This window comes from Nonomuraea sp. NPDC050451 (genome assembly GCF_044458585.1).
In genome coordinates this window covers 31848-47023 of sequence record NZ_JBITHZ010000024.1, presented here as the reverse complement: position 1 = coordinate 47023, position 15176 = coordinate 31848, and the positions used below count along the sequence as shown (strand labels likewise).

Here is a 15176-nt window from a genome sequence, read left to right as displayed (position 1 = left end):
GCAGACGGGGGTAAACGCCTGCCCCCACCGCGAGATCGTCAGTACTTACGCGGAAACTCCGCCGGCCATACAGGTCAGCCGAGACGACTATCCCCTGAGTCATCGAGGCCGAGGACGAACTACGCCATATGTGTTGGGTGTCAGCCGCCGCGGCTCGGCGCAATCTCGTCCTCCCGCTATCCCTGAAACGCAATTAATCAGACGCCTTTCGGATATCGCCATCATCTGCCTGGGGTTACTCTCAAATAGAGTGAGACCAAAAATGAGCGTAGGAAGCATGATGGCCTCGGCGCGGACTGTGCCGTCTCGCTGCCTTGAGTACTTCTCACTACGTCGGGCCATGGTCGGCGGCGCTTGTTGAGCGATGGCGTACGAATGGCTTTCGCGATTAGCGCCCACCGTACGTCTTGTCGGCATGACTCGATTTGGCGCCGTGAGCTCAAGCCCGCATATTCGTCACAGAATTGACAGCTCTCTTTGGCCCGTGGCAGCATGTGGCGCGCAATTGAGCAATTGGAATGGAGGTGCGATATGACTATCACCATTCGAAAGGTGGAGCCGGTGAAGGCGACCAGCCAGCCGACGGACAGCTAATACCATGTGTTTCCGGTGGGGTCATCCGACTCCCACCGGAAACATTCCGACAATCAGGTTGAACTGGGCTCGCTGAATGATGCTCGCGAGGATGGCTGGGCCGTATGAGAATCTCCCTGAAGCAGACCGTGTGGGAACGGTCCTCCGACACTCTTGTCGTCGTCTGCGACCCGAGCAGACAGATAACGCTGCATGATCCTGACGGCCAGGCCGAGGAGCTGCTGGTGGCGCTGTCCCACGGACCTCAGACTCTGCCGGAGCTTCACGAAAATCTCACTCGGCGTGGTGTCCGCGCCACCGTTGACCAGCTTCAAGCCGCATTATCCGTCTTTGACTCTCTCCGACTCCTCTATGACGTCGACGATGATGCCACGCCGATGTCGCCTGATGGCGGTGAGCGTTACTACAGCAATCTTGCGTTCTTCTCGGCCTTCGCCACGCTGGACGTGAGCGCCGCTGAGATGCAGCGCCGCTTGGCTCGCGCACACGTGCTCCAACTGGGCACCGGCGGACTGGGGTCGAACGTGCTGCAAAGCCTGGCCGGGCTCGGCGTGGGCCGGTTGACTCTACTCGACCATGACATTGTCGAGACGCGCAATTTCGCGCGCCAGTTTCTGTATCGCGAGTCCGACCTCGGATCTTCCAAGGTCAAACGAGCCATGGCCTGGGTCCAGGACTACGATTCACGGATCGATGTCGCTGCGGTGGAGCGGAAGATCTGCGGCCCGGACGACATTGCGGACCTGCTCCCGGAGGTTTCCCTCGTCGTCAGTGGTGTCGATCAGCCTGCCGCCGTGGACCAATGGGTCAACGAGGCCTGCGTGAGAGCCGGCGTGCCATGGGTCCGAGGCGGAATGCTGGGCACAGAACTGCAATACTTCTCTGTTGATCCCGGCCGGAGTCCATGTCTGGCGTGCCGTGACACTTCCTACGCAGAATTGCTCGCCGGTGATGACGAGGACCTCATCGGCAGCAGGCTTGGGAGTCGCTTGGCCAGGCTCAATCGAGGGATCGGGCCCGCGGCGGCGCTCATCGGCTCGCTGGTGGCCTTCGAAGCACTGCGCTATCTCACCGGGTATGAGCCCCCTCACGCCTCCGGAGCTCAGGTCAGGATACAGATCAGCGAGGGGATTCACCCGCGTCGTCAAGCCTGGAAACCGGACCCGGCCTGCGTACTTTGTGATCTGGCGCGCAAGCGGCTCGAGGCCGGATCTCATGAATGAGGGGACTTCCGCCGACCCGATTCACATGACGGGATCGGTCCGGCTGCGGCCCCTCACGCTGGTTGACGAAGGCGATGACGTCTTGGTCGGCGATCCGGAGACAGGGACGTTCATCACCGTGCCGATGATCGGTGGAGTGGTGATCAGAGCCCTGCAGCAGGGCGCGACCATCGATGAAGCCGCGGTGGAGGCGGCCCGGCATGCGGGCGAGCCGGTCGATGTGGCGTCTTTCGTGGCAGGTCTCCGTGACATCGGTTTCGTGGCCGAGGACACTGCGGCGCAAGCCGAGCCTCCGCGTACCGCGCCCATTCAACATCGGCGCTGGTTGACCGGCCCTGCGCCACAACTCGTGCGGCCTCTGTTCTCGCGTGCCGCGTGGTGCTGTTACGCGGCGGCGGCCTTCTTCTGTTTGATCTGCTTCGCTTTCAGAACAGATCTGCGGCCAAAGCCTGCGGATGTCTTCATCGTTGCGGACCAGGGCCTCAGCATGCTGCTGTTGATTCCCTTCGTCTATCTGACCACAGGACTGCACGAGGTCTGGCACTGGCTGGCCGCCCGCTCACTCGGATTGACCGCACGCTTCGGCGTGGACCGCCGGCTGTATTTTCTCGTATTCGAAACGGATCTCTCTCAGCTGTGGAGCGTGCCACGGAGCCGCCGCTTCGGGCCCCAACTCGCGGGGCTGGCCATTGACTCGACCGTCATCGCGCTGCTCCTTGTCGTCAAGCTCCTCCACAACAGTGGGTGGTACACGCTGCCACCGGTCGGCTTCAGAATCGTCAGCGCGCTCATCTTCACCGGCGTGGCGAGCGTCCTCTGGCAGTGCATGATTTTCATGCGCACCGATCTTTATGGAGTGATGGTCACGGCCATGGGATGCCGTAATCTCTGGCGCATAAAGGATCTCTCGCTCCTTCATGCGTTCGGCCGGTTGTCGGAGAAGCAGAAGTCCGAGCTCGGCAACGCCCATCCCAACGACGCGAGAACCGCCCGCTGGTTTCGCTGGGTGTACCTTGGGGGCCTGGTCATCGCCTTGCTGTATTTCGCCGTTTTCTATGTGCCGATCCTCGCCGAGCTGCTGAGATGGTCGGTTCATGGCTTGGCGCAAGGCCCGCTGCGGCTACATTTCTGGACCACCCTCATCGCGTCAATCCTGCTGTACACGCCACTACTCCTTCCGCCCGGTCTGCAAATCTCAAGGCTGCTGGGCCGAGCTGCGAAGCAAAGACAGTGAGATGTTCTCTGTAACTGTTCGTCGCCTTGCGTAGTGCTCGGCTGCCCCGGCATACCACGGCGCGATGATCGACATGCGTAAGCCCCTTGCACCGCTGCGGTGGCGATGTTGCCGAGAAGACCGGCGAGTGCCCGGTCGGCGAGCGTAGCGGGAACGTACACGACCAAGTGAGATGATCTCAGGGAAACCACAATCTTCGGCTACAAGCCGAGGGGTTGAGTCCGAGTGAGATGGCTCCATCGACTTCCGAAACGGTAAAGGGCTTGACCCGCTTTGCGGATCAAGCCCTTTACCTGGCTGTCGGGGTGGCGGGATTTGAACCCACGACCTCTTCGTCCCGAAGGAAGGCCAGGGAGTCTGGTGATGTCGACCCGAGTCGATCGGGGTGCCTCTCACTTCAGAGAACACATTGGGGAGGACGCGGGAAGTCTGATGGAGCCTTAAGGCGTCGGCTCCCGAAATTGGCTCCCGTGGCTTCTCCTTGGGGGCGCGGAGGGCCCGAAGTGAGCAGTAGTGGGCACCTGGACGCACTTCAAGGTGGGCAGCCTTCTGCGGCAGCGTGACGGGCGCGGCATCACGTTGAGACAGGAGCATGTGGGTGACCACGATCTGCCCAGGAAGGCGAAGCCATGACGCGGCGCTGTCCTCGTTGCGCGCCCACAACAGCAGGCTCCGCTCCGCCCTGGCGGTTCCCCGGGGAGGCGGCACCGGCATGCTCACGCACATTTCGGGTGGCTACGCCTTGCATGTCGCGCGCGAGAGCGTGAGGTGGACCGGCTGTCGGAGCTGCGGTGGTCCGTTCAGGAACTGGCGCTGAAGAGTTGCTTTGCGCGCCTTCAGCCGCATCTCCGCCGACGTTGCCCCGCTCGCCAAATTGACCACATGGAGAGACCTTGAGCGCCACAAGCACATTCGACCAAGCCATCGCGCTTGCCCGCGCCGAACGTGCGGCCGTCCACCACGCCGAACTGGACGCCGCCTCCTGGGGGTTCGGCCCGAGGGTCCACGGTGGGCTGCTGATGGCCCTCGGCGGACACGCGCTTTCGCTGGATCTGCGGGAGGAGTCGGGGCACGCCGATCCCATCTCCCTGAGTGCGTACTTCCTCTCACCCGCGCAGTCCGGCAAGGCCGTTGTGAGCACGCAAGTCCTCCGCCGCGGGAGAAGTCACACCAGCGCGATGGCTTGCCTCGCACAGGACGGGCGGGAACGGATGCGTATCCTCGCGACGTTCGGCAATATGGCCGACCAGCCTTCTGCCGATCCTGTGCGGGTGTTCACGGCTCCGCCGAGGATGCCTTCCCCCGAGAAGTGCGTGGGTACGGAGGCGGCACCACCCGAGCTGCTCAAGGAGGCACCATTCCTGGAGCGTTTGGACCTACGCCTCGACCCCCAGTGTGTGGGCTGGGCGCTCGGGGTGCCTTCCGGCCAGAGCTGGATGCAGGGCTGGCTGAGGTTCCCGGACGATCGTGAGCCCGATCCACTGATGCTCCTCTTGGCCGTCGATTGCCTTCCGCCGGTCAGCCTCGACCTCGGTGTCTTGGGCTGGGCGCCGACGCTGGAGCTCACCGCGCACATCCGGGCGAGGCCCGCCCCGGGCTGGCTACGGTTGAAGCATTCCACGGTTCTGGTCGGCGGCGGCTACATGGAAGAGGACGCCGAGATCTGGGACTCGGAAGGACGTCTGGTTGCGCAGTCCCGGCAACTGGCCCGGGTGGGGCGGGCGTAGCCTGGTCCGGCGGCCGGCGACCTTCCAGCGCCCGCCCGCCGTACGATGTCACGCTCCTCGACACCGCGGCTGAGCAGAGCGGCCCTTCAGCGCCCTGAATGCAGGTGGTGGAACAGTGCGTAGAAGCTTCGGGTCCATGAAAAGACTGGCCACTGCCTGACAGCCTTCAAGAACTCAACAAATCCCCAAGCGTTCCGGTGTGATCGCCTCCCGATCATCAATCATGTCGAGCTCGGTGGCGGTATGGCGATGATCAGATGGCCGATCGACGATACGTGCCTCGATGCCAACGCGGTTGCGGCGTACGTGTCCAAGTGCTGGAAGGAGGACATCGGTCAGCACTGGATCAGGAAAGTCGATGGCTGACAGCACCGAGACCACTGACGCGATGTCGCGCCCCAGGCCCAGCAGGCGTTCTTCGGCCGGAGGCGCCGGGCCATCCCACATCTGACGCAATCCGTACCCCACCGGATAGGCAAGAATCACCGACGCGAACGTGCGCGGCCCACTGCGATCGTCGTGAGCATGAGCAGCGCCCCTCCTCAGGCTCATACCAGCACACCTCCGGTCATCCTGCCGGATGCCGTCGCAGGGGAAACGCGCTCGATCGTGAAGCGATCCCCACGTGTCGCGAAGCGTGCGGCAGCGGCCGGAAAGGGACTGGTGAGCAGTGGAGGGGTGGGCGTGTTAGAGGGCCGAGTGCAGGCGGCACGAGACCGTGCCTTCGTGGGGCGGGTGGCCGAGCTGGGCATTTTCCGCGCCGCGCTGTCCGGTGGCGAGAAGCCTGTCGCGGTGGTGTACCTGCACGGGCCCGGAGGCACGGGCAAGTCCATGCTGCTACGCCGTTTCGCCGCCGAAGCGCGAGCGGCTGGACGTCATGTGCTGGAAATCGACGGCCGGCTCATCGAGCCTACTCCGGAGGCGTTCGCGAAAGAGGCCGAGACGGTGCTCACCGACGAACGCGCCGTCCTGCTCGTCGACACCTTCGAACGATGCCAGGGACTCGAGGTATGGCTGCGGGACAGGTTCCTGACCCGGCTGCCGGCCGGGGCACTCGTCGTCATCGCGGGACGGCAGCCGCCGGACGTGCGGTGGGTCTCCGATCCAGGCTGGGCGGAGCTGCTGCGGACCGTGGCCCTGCGGAATCTCGCCCTCAACGAGGCCACGGACTTCCTGCGCCTGCGTGGCGTGCCGGAGCGGATGCACGCGGCGCTGCTGGCCTTCACCGGCGGCCACCCCCTCGCCCTGACGCTCGCCGCGGCGGTGGCCGAGGGGGACGAAGGGGAGAGGGCGGACTGGCGGCCCAGCCGGGATGTGATCGAGACGCTGCTGCCCCAGCTGATCGGCGAGGTGCCCACGCCGGTGCACCGCCGGGCTCTGGAAGTGTGCGCCCACGCCTATCTCACCACGGAGTCGCTCCTGCGTGCCGTGCTCGGCGACGAGGCGGTGCAGATGTTCGCCTGGTTGCGTGGTCTTCCGTTTGTCGATTCCGCCCAGCAGGGCCTGTTCCCGCACGACGTGGTCCGTGAGGCGCTGGAGGCCGACCTGCTATGGCGCGATCCCGAGGGGTACGCGGAACTGCACGGCAAACTCCGCCGCCACTTCTTCGAACGGATCCAGACGGCCCCGGAAAGCGGGATGCTGCCCGCCGTGGGAGCGTTCATGTATCTGTACCGAACCGATCGGTACACCTCCGACTACACCACCTGGCGTGGTGAGGGCGAGCTGTGGCTGAGCCGCTGCGAACCGGCCGACCACGCCACGGTGATCGACATGACGGCCGAGATCGAGGGCCCGGAATCAGCGGTCCTGGCGCGTTACTGGCTGAGCCGGCAGCCGGAGGCGTTCCGGCTGTGCCGGTCGACGCGGAACGACGAGATCGTGGGCTTCTCCGCCTGGCTGCGGCTGACCGAGCCGTACGGCGAAGACACCGACCCCGTGATCGAGACGGTCTGGGCGCACACCCGAAGCTCCGCCTCGCTGCGTCATGGCGAGCATCTCGGCGTAGCGCGCTTCTCCGTGACCTCGCGGAAGTATCGCAAAACCCCCCACAGTCCCATCTCGCCGGTCGAGGATCTCCATCAGTGGCGAATGGTGGCCGAGGTCGCCCGTGCCGGGCCCAGGCTGGCCTGGTCGTACCTCGCGGTCCGCGCCGGAGAGTTCTGGGCTCCGTACCTGACGAGTCTCGGCCTCGAGAGCGTCGCGGACCGGCCACGAGTCGGCGACCTGACCTACACGCTGTTCGGATACGACTGGCGGACGCAGCCGGTATGGACGTGGGCGGAGGAGAGGACCCGTCTCATCCTGTCGGGCCTGCCGGGTGTTCCTGAGGCGCCCGCCACGGGCCGGCGCACCGAACTCGTGGTCCTGGACCGGCCGGAATTCGATGCAGCCGTGCGCGACGCGCTGCGCGAGCTGCAGCGGCCGGCGGAGCTCGCGATGAATCCGCTGGCCCGCAGCAGGTTGATCGTCGAGCACGGTGCGGCGCTGCATGACGTACTGACCCAGGCCATCGAAGCGCTGCGCAAGGAGCGGGGCGGCGAGAAGCACCATCGTGCGGTCGCGGCCACCTACCTGCGCGGCGTGTCCACCCAGGAGTCGGTCGCCGCGCGGCTGGGGCTGCCGTTCAGCACGTATCGCAGGCATCTTGCCGGCGGGGTGGAGCGAATCTGCGATGCGCTGTGGCGCCAGGAGATATACGGGGCAGGCGCCGATCAGCGGGATGCAGGGCATCACTGAGCTGTGAACCGCCGATCGTCGCAGGCCAGTGCGGGCGGTGGACGGTATCGAACGCGGGAGCGCTCACGGAACGGAACGGGCGAAGCGTACGTGCACGGTGAGGCCGCCGGCGGGGTTGGCGGTCGCGGTGAGCGTGCCGCGGTGCGCGGTGGCGACCGCGCGGACGATCGCGAGGCCGAGGCCATGCCCGCCGGGCCGCCCGGCGTCGCGGTGGCGGGCCCGGCCGGTGCCGCGTGTGAAGGGCTCGAACAGCACCTCCACCTGCGCTGGGGTGACCCGCGGGCCGGTGTTGGTGACGCTGATGACGGCCTGGCGGCGGTCGGTGCCGACTTCGACCGTGGCCTGGCCGCCAGGGTGGTTGTGCCGGATCGCGTTGACCACGAGATTGACGGCGAGCTGGCGCAGCAGGGTCGGATCGCCGTCCACCAGTGCGGTGGCGAGCCGCGCGGTCACCGCAACGCCGCGCTCGGCCGCCTCCCTTGCCGTGATGGCGATGGCGTCGCGGGCGAAGCCGGCCAGGTCAGCGGGTGCCGTGGTGGCGACGCCGTTCTCGGCACGGGCGAGGTCGAGCAGGGCGGTGACGATCCGCTCGCTGCGCTGGTTGACCTCAGTCAGCTCGGCGAGCAGCGTGGACAGGTCACAGGCCGGCGGGTCGGCCGCGGCGAGGTCCAGGAGGGCCTGACTGGTGGCCAGCGGGGTGAGCAGTTCGTGCGAGGCGTTGGCGGCGAAGCGCCGGTGCCCCTCGAAGGCGGCCTGGAGCCGGGAGAGCATGCCGTCGAAGGTGTCGGCCAGCTCCCTGAGCTCGTCGTACGGCCCCTGCAGCGAGACCCGCTCGTCCAGGTTCCCGTCGGCGATCCTGCCCGCGGTGGCGGTGATCCGGCGGATGGGGGCGAGCATGCGGCCGACCACGAGCCAGCCGACGCCCGCCGCGCCCAGTGCGCACACCGCCAGGGCCACCCCGGAGGCGAGCAGCAGCGTGTCGAGCACCTGCGTTCCGGCGCCGGTCGGCGCGGGAGCCGTGCCGCTTGGAGAAACGGCCGGCGTGGGGGCGACGGCAGGGGTGAGCAGGCGGGACATCAGCAGGTAGACGATGGCCAGCGCGGCGGCCGTACCGGCGGTGAAGGTGGCGCAGTACAGCAGGGTGAGCCAGGCCCGGATGGTCAGACGGGGGCGCAGGCCCATCACGGCACCAGCCGGTAGCCGGAGCCGATCTCGGTGTGGATCGCGGGCGGGTCACCGAGTTTGCGCCGCAGCGAGTGCACGGTGATCCGCACCGCGTTGGTGAAGGGATCGGCGTGTTCGTCCCATGCCTTCTCCAGCAGGTGCTCGGCGCTGACCACGCCGCCCTGGGCGATGAGCAGGATCTCCAGCACGGCGAACTCCTTGCGGGTCAGCCGGATGTCACGGCCGTCACGGCTGACGCGCTGGGTGTGCGGGTCGAGCCGTATCCTGGCGCCGGTCAGCACCGGCGGGCGGGTCTGGGCCGGGCGCCGGTGCAGCGCCCGTACCCTCGCGACCAGCTCAGGGAGCCGGAACGGCTTGGTCAGGTAGTCGTCGGCGCCCAGGCCGAGCCCGCTGACGGTGTCGTCGAGCGTCCGCGCCGCGGTCAGCATCAGGATGCGGCACGCCGAACCGCTCTCGACCAGTCTCCTGCACACCTCGTCACCGTGCACGAGGGGCAGATCGCGGTCCAGGATCAGCACGTCGTACGCGGTGACGGCGAGCCGCTCCAGCGCCGCGGCCCCGTCAGGAGCCAGGTCCACCGCCATGGCCTCGCGGCGCAGACCCGCCATCAGGGTCCGCGCCAGCAGTGGTTCGTCCTCGGCTATCAGAACCCGCACCGGCCCACTCTCTTCACCGTGCCCATCACTCCTGTGCCCCATCCTGGCCGACGCGGTATTCGGCCGGCGTTCGCTCGCCGACCGCGTCGATGGACCGGTTTCCAAACCCTGGCCGAATGCGCCTGCTGGCTCAATGGGCTTGCTCGAACACCGACGAGCGAGAACATCGGCGAACAGGAGAAGCGATGAAGATAGGGCTCAAGCCGGCGGTACTGATCGGTGCCCTGGTCCTGGGCGCGTTCACCACCGCCGGGGTGGCGTACGCCTGGGAGGGCGACGGCAACACTTGCGGAGTCCCCGGCCCGCTGACGTCGGCGGTCGGGTCGGACTCCGCTCCGGCCGCCGACGCAGGAAAGCGGGAGCCCGGCGACGGCCCGCTGTGCGTACCGGCCGTCCCGGCGGTCCCGGCGAAATGACCGCACGCGCCCGCGCACCTCAGTGCGCGGGCGCGTGCCGCCGCGATCGGCGATCCGGGCCGGATGTCCAGGTCGCGCCCCTCGAAGGGTCGGAACGGGCAGAAGTTGGCATCGAGTGGCCTGGAAAGTGAGCAACTCGCCATCCGATGCTTTGGCGCGGCGTCACAAGGCGTGACGTCAGGGAGGATCTGATGGTCGAGTTCAACCGTTCGAGCGCGATCGCCGTGGTGGCCACCGCGGTCATGGCCAGTGGCTGCCTGATGGCGGCCCCGGCGACCGCGGGGACGGCCGTGGACGTCTATCTCGCCGCCACCCTGCTCGGGGACAACGAGGTGGGGACGGGTGACAAGGACGGCGGGGCGCTCGCCCTGTTCCACATCACCGGGGACAAGATCGAGTACGCCGTCCAGTGGCGTGGCACCGAGGCCCCGTCCGCGTTCCATCTTCACCAGGGCAAGGCGGGGAAGAACGGCAAGGTCGCCGTGCCCTTCTTCGGCGAGCAGCTGCCCGGCCGGCTCAACGCCGTGGCAGGCGTGGCCCGTGCGGATTCCGGGCTGCTCAAGAGCATCGCGAAGAACCCCAAGAGCTGGTACGCCAACCTGCACACCGCCGAGTTCCCCGACGGCGCCGTACGCGCCCAGCTCAGGCGGGTGGCGAAGGTGGACCTCGACTCGCTCCTGGACGTGGGCGCGAAGACCACGTTCAGCGCCGTGGCCAACGCCGAACAGGAAGTACGCGAGCCGGGCAAGAAGGTCGGGGACAAGAACGGCGTGGCCGTCTGGCTCGTCTGGCCCAAGGGCGGCAAAGTCCACTTCGCCACCCTCTGGCAGGGCATCGCAGCGCCCACCAACGGCCACCTGCATCGGGGCAGGAAGGGCAAGAACGGCCCTGTGGCGGTGGACTTCTTCGCCGCGTCCGGCGGGCTGCCGGCGGGTGTCACCGGCGTCGCGGGCAGCGTGAACGCGTCGTCCTCGATCATCAAGGGCATCAAGCGGAGCCCGAAGAACTGGTACACGAACCTGCACACCGCCGAGTTCCCCGACGGCGCGGTCCGCGGCCAGCTCGCCAAGGGCGGCTGGTAGCGGGCGCGGCTCTGCATGGGGGGTCATGACCATCGTGATCTCCCTCATGCCGGCGACAGGCTCCACCCGCCGGCGAAATGGTCACACCGGAAGCCGGGCTGGGGCGCGATGGCGGCGGCGATGGGACGCGAGGTCTCCGGCCGGGGCACCTGAGATGCTGTCATTGCGATCAGGCTCTCCCGCTTCAGCCGGGGCCGGACTCCCGGCAAAGGGAATCCGGCCCCAGCATGTCTTCTAGCCGATGATCCTCTTGATGAAGGCAGTCATCATGACGTGCCCCGTCAAGTTGGGGTGGGCGGACTTGGTGCCGAGGGGCATCACGGGCTCGATGAACCGCTTGTTCGCGGGCTGGCACATGTCCGCGCCCTTGGTGGCCGTGTACAGGTCGACGTAGGTCGTGCTGTTCCACGCCGCCTGCTGCCTGAGCATCTCGTTGAGCTGGAAGACGGTGCGGTCGAGGTACGGGATGTCGCCCTTGGCGAAGGGTACGGACTCCCACTTGCAGCCGGCGCCGTTGGCGGGTAGCAGCGAGGGGTAGCCGACCAGCACGACCCGTGCGCGGGGACTGCGGCGCTTGATGTCCCGCAGGACCGCCCCGATCCGGGGGGACAGCTTCTCGATCCGCTGCCTTAGCTGGTCGCCGTAGTACTTCTCGCAGGGGTTGCCGTTGCGGTCTTTCGCGGCGCCCGACATGCAAGTGGCGATGATCTCCGAGAAGCCGATGTCGTTGCCGCCGATGGTCAGGGTGACCAGTGTCGTGTCCGCGGACAGGGAGTTGGCCTGCGGCGGTTTGCTGCCCTGGTGGTTCCAGATGCTGCGGGTGGTGGCGCCGGTGCAGGTGGCGTTCTTGAACGAGGACTTGTAGACCAGGGCCAGCAGGGCTGGGTGGCTCCTGCTGGAGCGTGCGCACTGGGAGTCCTGCTGGCCGCTGAGGCCGCTGCCGGAGGCGTACGAGTCGCCGAGGGCGACGTAGCGGGAGGTGACGGCCGTACCGGTCGTGCTGCCGGTCCCGGCGACGGCGAGGCCGGCGGTGGCTGAGATCGAGGCGCTGACCACTGTGGCCGTCGTGGCGATACGCCGCGCGAATCGCATGCGGATATGTCCGGTCATAAGGGTTCTTGGCTCCATGGGGTGTCCGGGTGTGAACGAGACGATGGGGCGTCGTCGGAGCGCCATGCGCTGCCTGTGACCGCCAGACGGAGACGATCGCACCGCGCGCTGATCACTTCACAGCTCAGACGGGTGTTCAGTCGCGCTCACCACTGATCAGAGCGGGACACCCGATCCATCCGTACGCCCGGCCGACGCGGGGGATTCGCGCATACCCTCAGGCACTGGGCGGCCAGACGTCATGGGTTCGAGATGGAGCGGCCGGCTCATCGAGCCCACGCCCGAGGGCCTGAGTTCGACGCCGCCGTGCGTGACGTGCTGCGGCGGCATGCGCTGATCGGCGGAACTTGTGCCGAACCCGCTGACCTCGGCAGGCCGACCGTCGAGCCGGCTCATGAACAGCGGTCAGCTTTCCGGCTTGCTCGCGATCTTCTTTCCGCGTACCGCGTGGTACAGCATGGATGCCTGGAACACGCCGGCTGTCGTCAGAACAAACAGGAACGTGGAGGGCGCGAGGTCTGGCGCGATGAGCGTTACCAGCCAGGACAGCGGCATGGTCACCACGAACAGCCAGACGCCCGCCAGGCCGTCGTCGTCCGGCAGCCGGACCGAGATCTCCACGAGGATCCTCACACCGATGACGAGCAAGATGTAGGACCCGCTGAGCGCCACGGCCAGGTTGCCCCGCTTGTACCCGGCGATATGGCGAAATGCGTTACGAACCGATCTCATGAATGCCGCTCTGTCGAAGGAGGGCCATCCGGGTACGCGTCCGGGCCCAGTGGCAGGCGTTGGAACGATGAACCGCCCCGAAGCCCGTGACGGAAGTCCTCTGGCCTGATCTGTTGGGCACACCATGGCAACGACGATTGCTCACCCACCAGTCCACTCGTTGCTCATCCGTGCTCGCTTGCCGCGTCCCGCGCAGGCCGAGCGCCGTCCGCGTCGGCATGCTCTCCACCAGCCCTCGCCCTCGCCACCTGACCGGCGTACGGCACGTCACTCGGGGATGTGGTTCTCCGCGAACGGGGACGTCACCCCGGTGTACCCCAGATGCATGATCATGCCGTCGGCGCCATGCCGGAAGTTGTGGCAGTGGTCCATCCAGATCCCCGGGTTGTCGGCGACGAAGTCGATCTCGAAGATCTCGCCGGGTGCGACGTTGAGGGTGTCGGTCCACCAGGTGCCGCCGGTGGTGGCGACGCCGTTGCGGGACAGCACGCGGACGCGGTGACCGTGGAGATGTAGGGGATGGTCGATGATGCTGCGGTTGACGATCGTGATCTTGACGCGGTCGCCTTCGGTGACCGTCAGCGTGGGTACGGCCGGGTAGAGGCGGCCGTTGATGGAACTGCTGACATAGGTGAAGGAGCCCTGGGTGAAACCGAAGCCGTCATCCAGGCGGATCTCGAAGTCACGGTCATAGGTCACTCTTTCGGCAGGCCGGCCTGTGCCGTACCGCAGAGGGTCGAAGAGCGGACCGGTGCCGAGGTGAGCGGGTGCGGCATGGCCGTCGGGGCTGAAGGCCAGTGCCGCGGTGTCGGGGATCTCGTTGACGTCGATCGACAGGCTGACCGTGCTGGGCGTCATGGTGAAGGCTACGTCGAGCCGGCCGCCGGCGGCCAGGAGCAGGTCGGTGCCCCGTGGGAGCGGCGTGGCGCCGTGGGTCGGATTGCCGTCGATGGCGGTCACCCGGTACTGCGTGCCGCCGAGGTGCAGGCGGTGCGGCTCCTCGGAGCTGTTGATCAGGCGGAGCAGGACGGGCCGGCCGGCTGCGACACGTCGGCCAGTGGGGCGGTCTGCGGTGTCGAAGGCCGCGATGGGATCGTCGCCGTCGGGCCAGAGATGGGTGAAAACCGTCTGTTCCGCCGTTCGCGGGGCCGGGCCGCCCTCGGCGGCTGCTGCGTGCGGGGCCGGGACGTCCTCGACGATCAAGGCGCCGAACAGGCCGCGCTCGACGTTTCGGGCTGCGTCACGGTGAGTGTGGTACCAGAAGGTGCCCGCCCGTTCGGGGACGAACCTGTAGACGTGCTGGTCGCCGGGCATGACCGCCTCCTGGGTGACGCCGGGCACGCCGTCTTCGGCGTTGGGCACGTCCACGCCGTGCCAGTGCAGCGTCACGCCCTCGGCGACGTCGATGTTCGACAGGGTGACCTCGACAAGCGTGCCCCGCTGGACCCGCAGTTCGGGACCGGGCGTCCGGCCGTTGAAGGTCAGCGCGTCGATCTCGCGGCCGGAGGCGAGCGTGACCTTGCCGTGTGCGGCGCTCAGCGTGAAGCGTACGTCGGGGGCGCGGTCGCGGGGGCCGGTGAGCGTGGCGAGGCTGACGCTCTCGTGATGGATCGGCTCCGACCCATGGCCGTGGTGGGCAGCAGGCTGGGTGTGGTGGACGTCGGCCACGTTGCCCTGGTAGGCGAAGGCCAGCAGGATCGCGGGCGGGAGCAGGAAGCCGAGGGCGCCCCAGGGGCCGCGGCGGCGGGACAGGATGGCGGTCAGGCACATCGCCGTCAGCGAGAGGGCGAGGGCGATCAGGGCTTCCTGCTGGGCGTACGGGATGAACTGCCATGCCGCGGACAGGCCGATGCCGACCGCCGCCGGGCGTTGGAGAACGGGGCGTGCGACGGCGAGGGCCAGGGGAAGCAGGGCCAGCGGGATCTGGAGCAGCAGGCGGGTGTCGGCCAGCGGCGGGCCGCCGGTGATCAGGAGCGCGAGGGCGACCAGGAGCCGGGTCACCACGAGGGCGGCCGTGCCGTACAGGACCCAGCGGGGGCGGCCGGCCTTCCAGCCCAGGGCCGCGGCGGCGGCCAGGACTGCCAAGGCCAGGAGCAAGTCGGTGAGGAACAGCGGCTCGGACACCGGTCAGTCCCACAGGGCGATGGCGGCGAGCAGGGCGATGGCCGGGATCAGCAGCCACGGTTCGGCCAGGATCAGGACCGCGGTGCCGAGCAGGGCGAGGTAGGCCAGCCCCTTGGCGACGCGGCGCTTGTTCTTGCGTTTGCCCCCCTTCTTGGCGGGACCGCCGGCAGGGGGCACGCCAACGGTTTCAGTGGCGTTTTCCTGGAGGGGGATGGAGGTGGTGGTCTCGTCGGTGAGCTTCGCGACGATGTCGGTGTTCGTCATGTCACTGACCTTCGCGGGAGGCGCCGGGGGCTCGCGTCGGCGAAAGCCGCCTATAGGCCGACGTCGACGACCTAGGTGAAGATCATCCCC

Annotated in this window: 13 protein-coding genes; 6 read left to right on the top strand and 7 right to left on the bottom strand. The window is 67.5% G+C overall.

Features of this window, described 5'->3' with window-relative positions; genetic code table 11:
• The first annotated feature begins 698 nt into the window (after window positions 1-698).
• The 3 genes from ACIBI9_RS45380 to ACIBI9_RS45370 all read left to right on the top strand — a co-directional run bounded on the left by ACIBI9_RS45380 (window position 699) and on the right by ACIBI9_RS45370 (window position 4778).
• Window positions 699-1817, top strand: coding sequence for a HesA/MoeB/ThiF family protein (locus ACIBI9_RS45380; protein ID WP_397232301.1), 1119 nt, complete (start codon window positions 699-701; stop codon window positions 1815-1817).
• Window positions 1810-3051 carry a hypothetical protein gene (locus ACIBI9_RS45375; protein ID WP_397232299.1) on the top strand — a complete coding sequence of 414 codons (1242 nt, stop codon included), beginning with the start codon at window positions 1810-1812 and terminating at the stop codon, window positions 3049-3051. Before ACIBI9_RS45380 ends, ACIBI9_RS45375 begins: the two co-directional genes overlap by 8 nt.
• Before the next feature lie 893 nt (window positions 3052-3944).
• Window positions 3945-4778 carry a thioesterase family protein gene (locus tag ACIBI9_RS45370; RefSeq protein WP_397232297.1) on the top strand — a complete coding sequence of 278 codons (834 nt, stop codon included), beginning with the start codon at window positions 3945-3947 and terminating at the stop codon, window positions 4776-4778.
• A gap of 174 nt (window positions 4779-4952) precedes the next feature.
• Here the strand turns inward: ACIBI9_RS45370 and ACIBI9_RS45365 are convergent, their stop codons facing one another.
• Entirely contained in the window at window positions 4953-5264 is a 312-nt protein-coding gene (locus ACIBI9_RS45365) for a hypothetical protein (RefSeq protein ID WP_397232295.1), read from the bottom strand.
• Between the two features lie 198 nt (window positions 5265-5462).
• On the opposite strand from ACIBI9_RS45365, the gene ACIBI9_RS45360 reads away from it, so the two are divergent.
• Window positions 5463-7517, top strand: coding sequence for an ATP-binding protein (locus ACIBI9_RS45360; protein ID WP_397232293.1), 2055 nt, complete (start codon window positions 5463-5465; stop codon window positions 7515-7517).
• 63 nt (window positions 7518-7580) lie between these two features.
• Here the strand turns inward: ACIBI9_RS45360 and ACIBI9_RS45355 are convergent, their stop codons facing one another.
• Together ACIBI9_RS45355 and ACIBI9_RS45350 are read right to left on the bottom strand one after the other, a co-directional pair.
• Window positions 7581-8699, bottom strand: a complete 1119-nt coding sequence (locus tag ACIBI9_RS45355) for a sensor histidine kinase (protein WP_397232291.1) — start codon at window positions 8697-8699, stop codon at window positions 7581-7583.
• Window positions 8699-9358 carry a response regulator transcription factor gene (locus ACIBI9_RS45350; RefSeq protein ID WP_397232289.1) on the bottom strand — a complete coding sequence of 220 codons (660 nt, stop codon included), beginning with the start codon at window positions 9356-9358 and terminating at the stop codon, window positions 8699-8701. The genes ACIBI9_RS45355 and ACIBI9_RS45350 overlap by 1 nt, the downstream gene beginning before the upstream one ends.
• A 185-nt stretch (window positions 9359-9543) precedes the next feature.
• Here ACIBI9_RS45350 and ACIBI9_RS45345 point away from each other — a divergent pair, with 185 nt between their 5' ends.
• The gene (locus ACIBI9_RS45345) at window positions 9544-9774 is read left to right on the top strand and encodes a hypothetical protein (RefSeq protein WP_397232287.1); all 231 of its coding nucleotides are present in this window, start codon (window positions 9544-9546) and stop codon (window positions 9772-9774) included.
• Window positions 9775-9965: 191 nt separating this feature from the next.
• Window positions 9966-10856: a CHRD domain-containing protein gene (locus ACIBI9_RS45340; RefSeq protein ID WP_397232285.1), complete on the top strand. Its 891-nt coding sequence runs from the start codon at window positions 9966-9968 to the stop codon at window positions 10854-10856.
• Between the two features lie 234 nt (window positions 10857-11090).
• Here ACIBI9_RS45340 and ACIBI9_RS45335 read toward each other — a convergent pair whose 3' ends face one another.
• The 4 genes from ACIBI9_RS45335 to ACIBI9_RS45320 all read right to left on the bottom strand — a co-directional run bounded on the left by ACIBI9_RS45335 (window position 11091) and on the right by ACIBI9_RS45320 (window position 15086).
• Window positions 11091-11966: an SGNH/GDSL hydrolase family protein gene (locus tag ACIBI9_RS45335; RefSeq protein ID WP_397232283.1), complete on the bottom strand. Its 876-nt coding sequence runs from the start codon at window positions 11964-11966 to the stop codon at window positions 11091-11093.
• Between the two features lie 405 nt (window positions 11967-12371).
• Window positions 12372-12698 carry an SCO4225 family membrane protein gene (locus tag ACIBI9_RS45330; protein WP_397232281.1) on the bottom strand — a complete coding sequence of 109 codons (327 nt, stop codon included), beginning with the start codon at window positions 12696-12698 and terminating at the stop codon, window positions 12372-12374.
• Window positions 12699-12965: 267 nt separating this feature from the next.
• A complete protein-coding gene (locus ACIBI9_RS45325) occupies window positions 12966-14822 on the bottom strand; it encodes a multicopper oxidase family protein (RefSeq protein ID WP_397232279.1) in 1857 nt (618 codons plus the stop codon).
• A 3-nt stretch (window positions 14823-14825) separates the two neighbouring features.
• Entirely contained in the window at window positions 14826-15086 is a 261-nt protein-coding gene (locus ACIBI9_RS45320; RefSeq protein WP_397232277.1) for a hypothetical protein, read from the bottom strand.
• Between the last annotated feature and the right edge of the window lie 90 nt (window positions 15087-15176).

Coding starts and splice junctions, on each gene's coding strand:
- ACIBI9_RS45320 (WP_397232277.1), bottom strand. CDS start 15,086: ATGACGAACACCGACATCGTCGCGAAGCTCACCGACGAGACCACCACC.
- ACIBI9_RS45380 (WP_397232301.1), top strand. CDS start 699: ATGAGAATCTCCCTGAAGCAGACCGTGTGGGAACGGTCCTCCGACACT.
- ACIBI9_RS45335 (WP_397232283.1), bottom strand. CDS start 11,966: ATGACCGGACATATCCGCATGCGATTCGCGCGGCGTATCGCCACGACG.
- ACIBI9_RS45345 (WP_397232287.1), top strand. CDS start 9,544: ATGAAGATAGGGCTCAAGCCGGCGGTACTGATCGGTGCCCTGGTCCTG.
- ACIBI9_RS45330 (WP_397232281.1), bottom strand. CDS start 12,698: ATGAGATCGGTTCGTAACGCATTTCGCCATATCGCCGGGTACAAGCGG.
- ACIBI9_RS45355 (WP_397232291.1), bottom strand. CDS start 8,699: ATGGGCCTGCGCCCCCGTCTGACCATCCGGGCCTGGCTCACCCTGCTG.
- ACIBI9_RS45340 (WP_397232285.1), top strand. CDS start 9,966: ATGGTCGAGTTCAACCGTTCGAGCGCGATCGCCGTGGTGGCCACCGCG.
- ACIBI9_RS45375 (WP_397232299.1), top strand. CDS start 1,810: ATGAATGAGGGGACTTCCGCCGACCCGATTCACATGACGGGATCGGTC.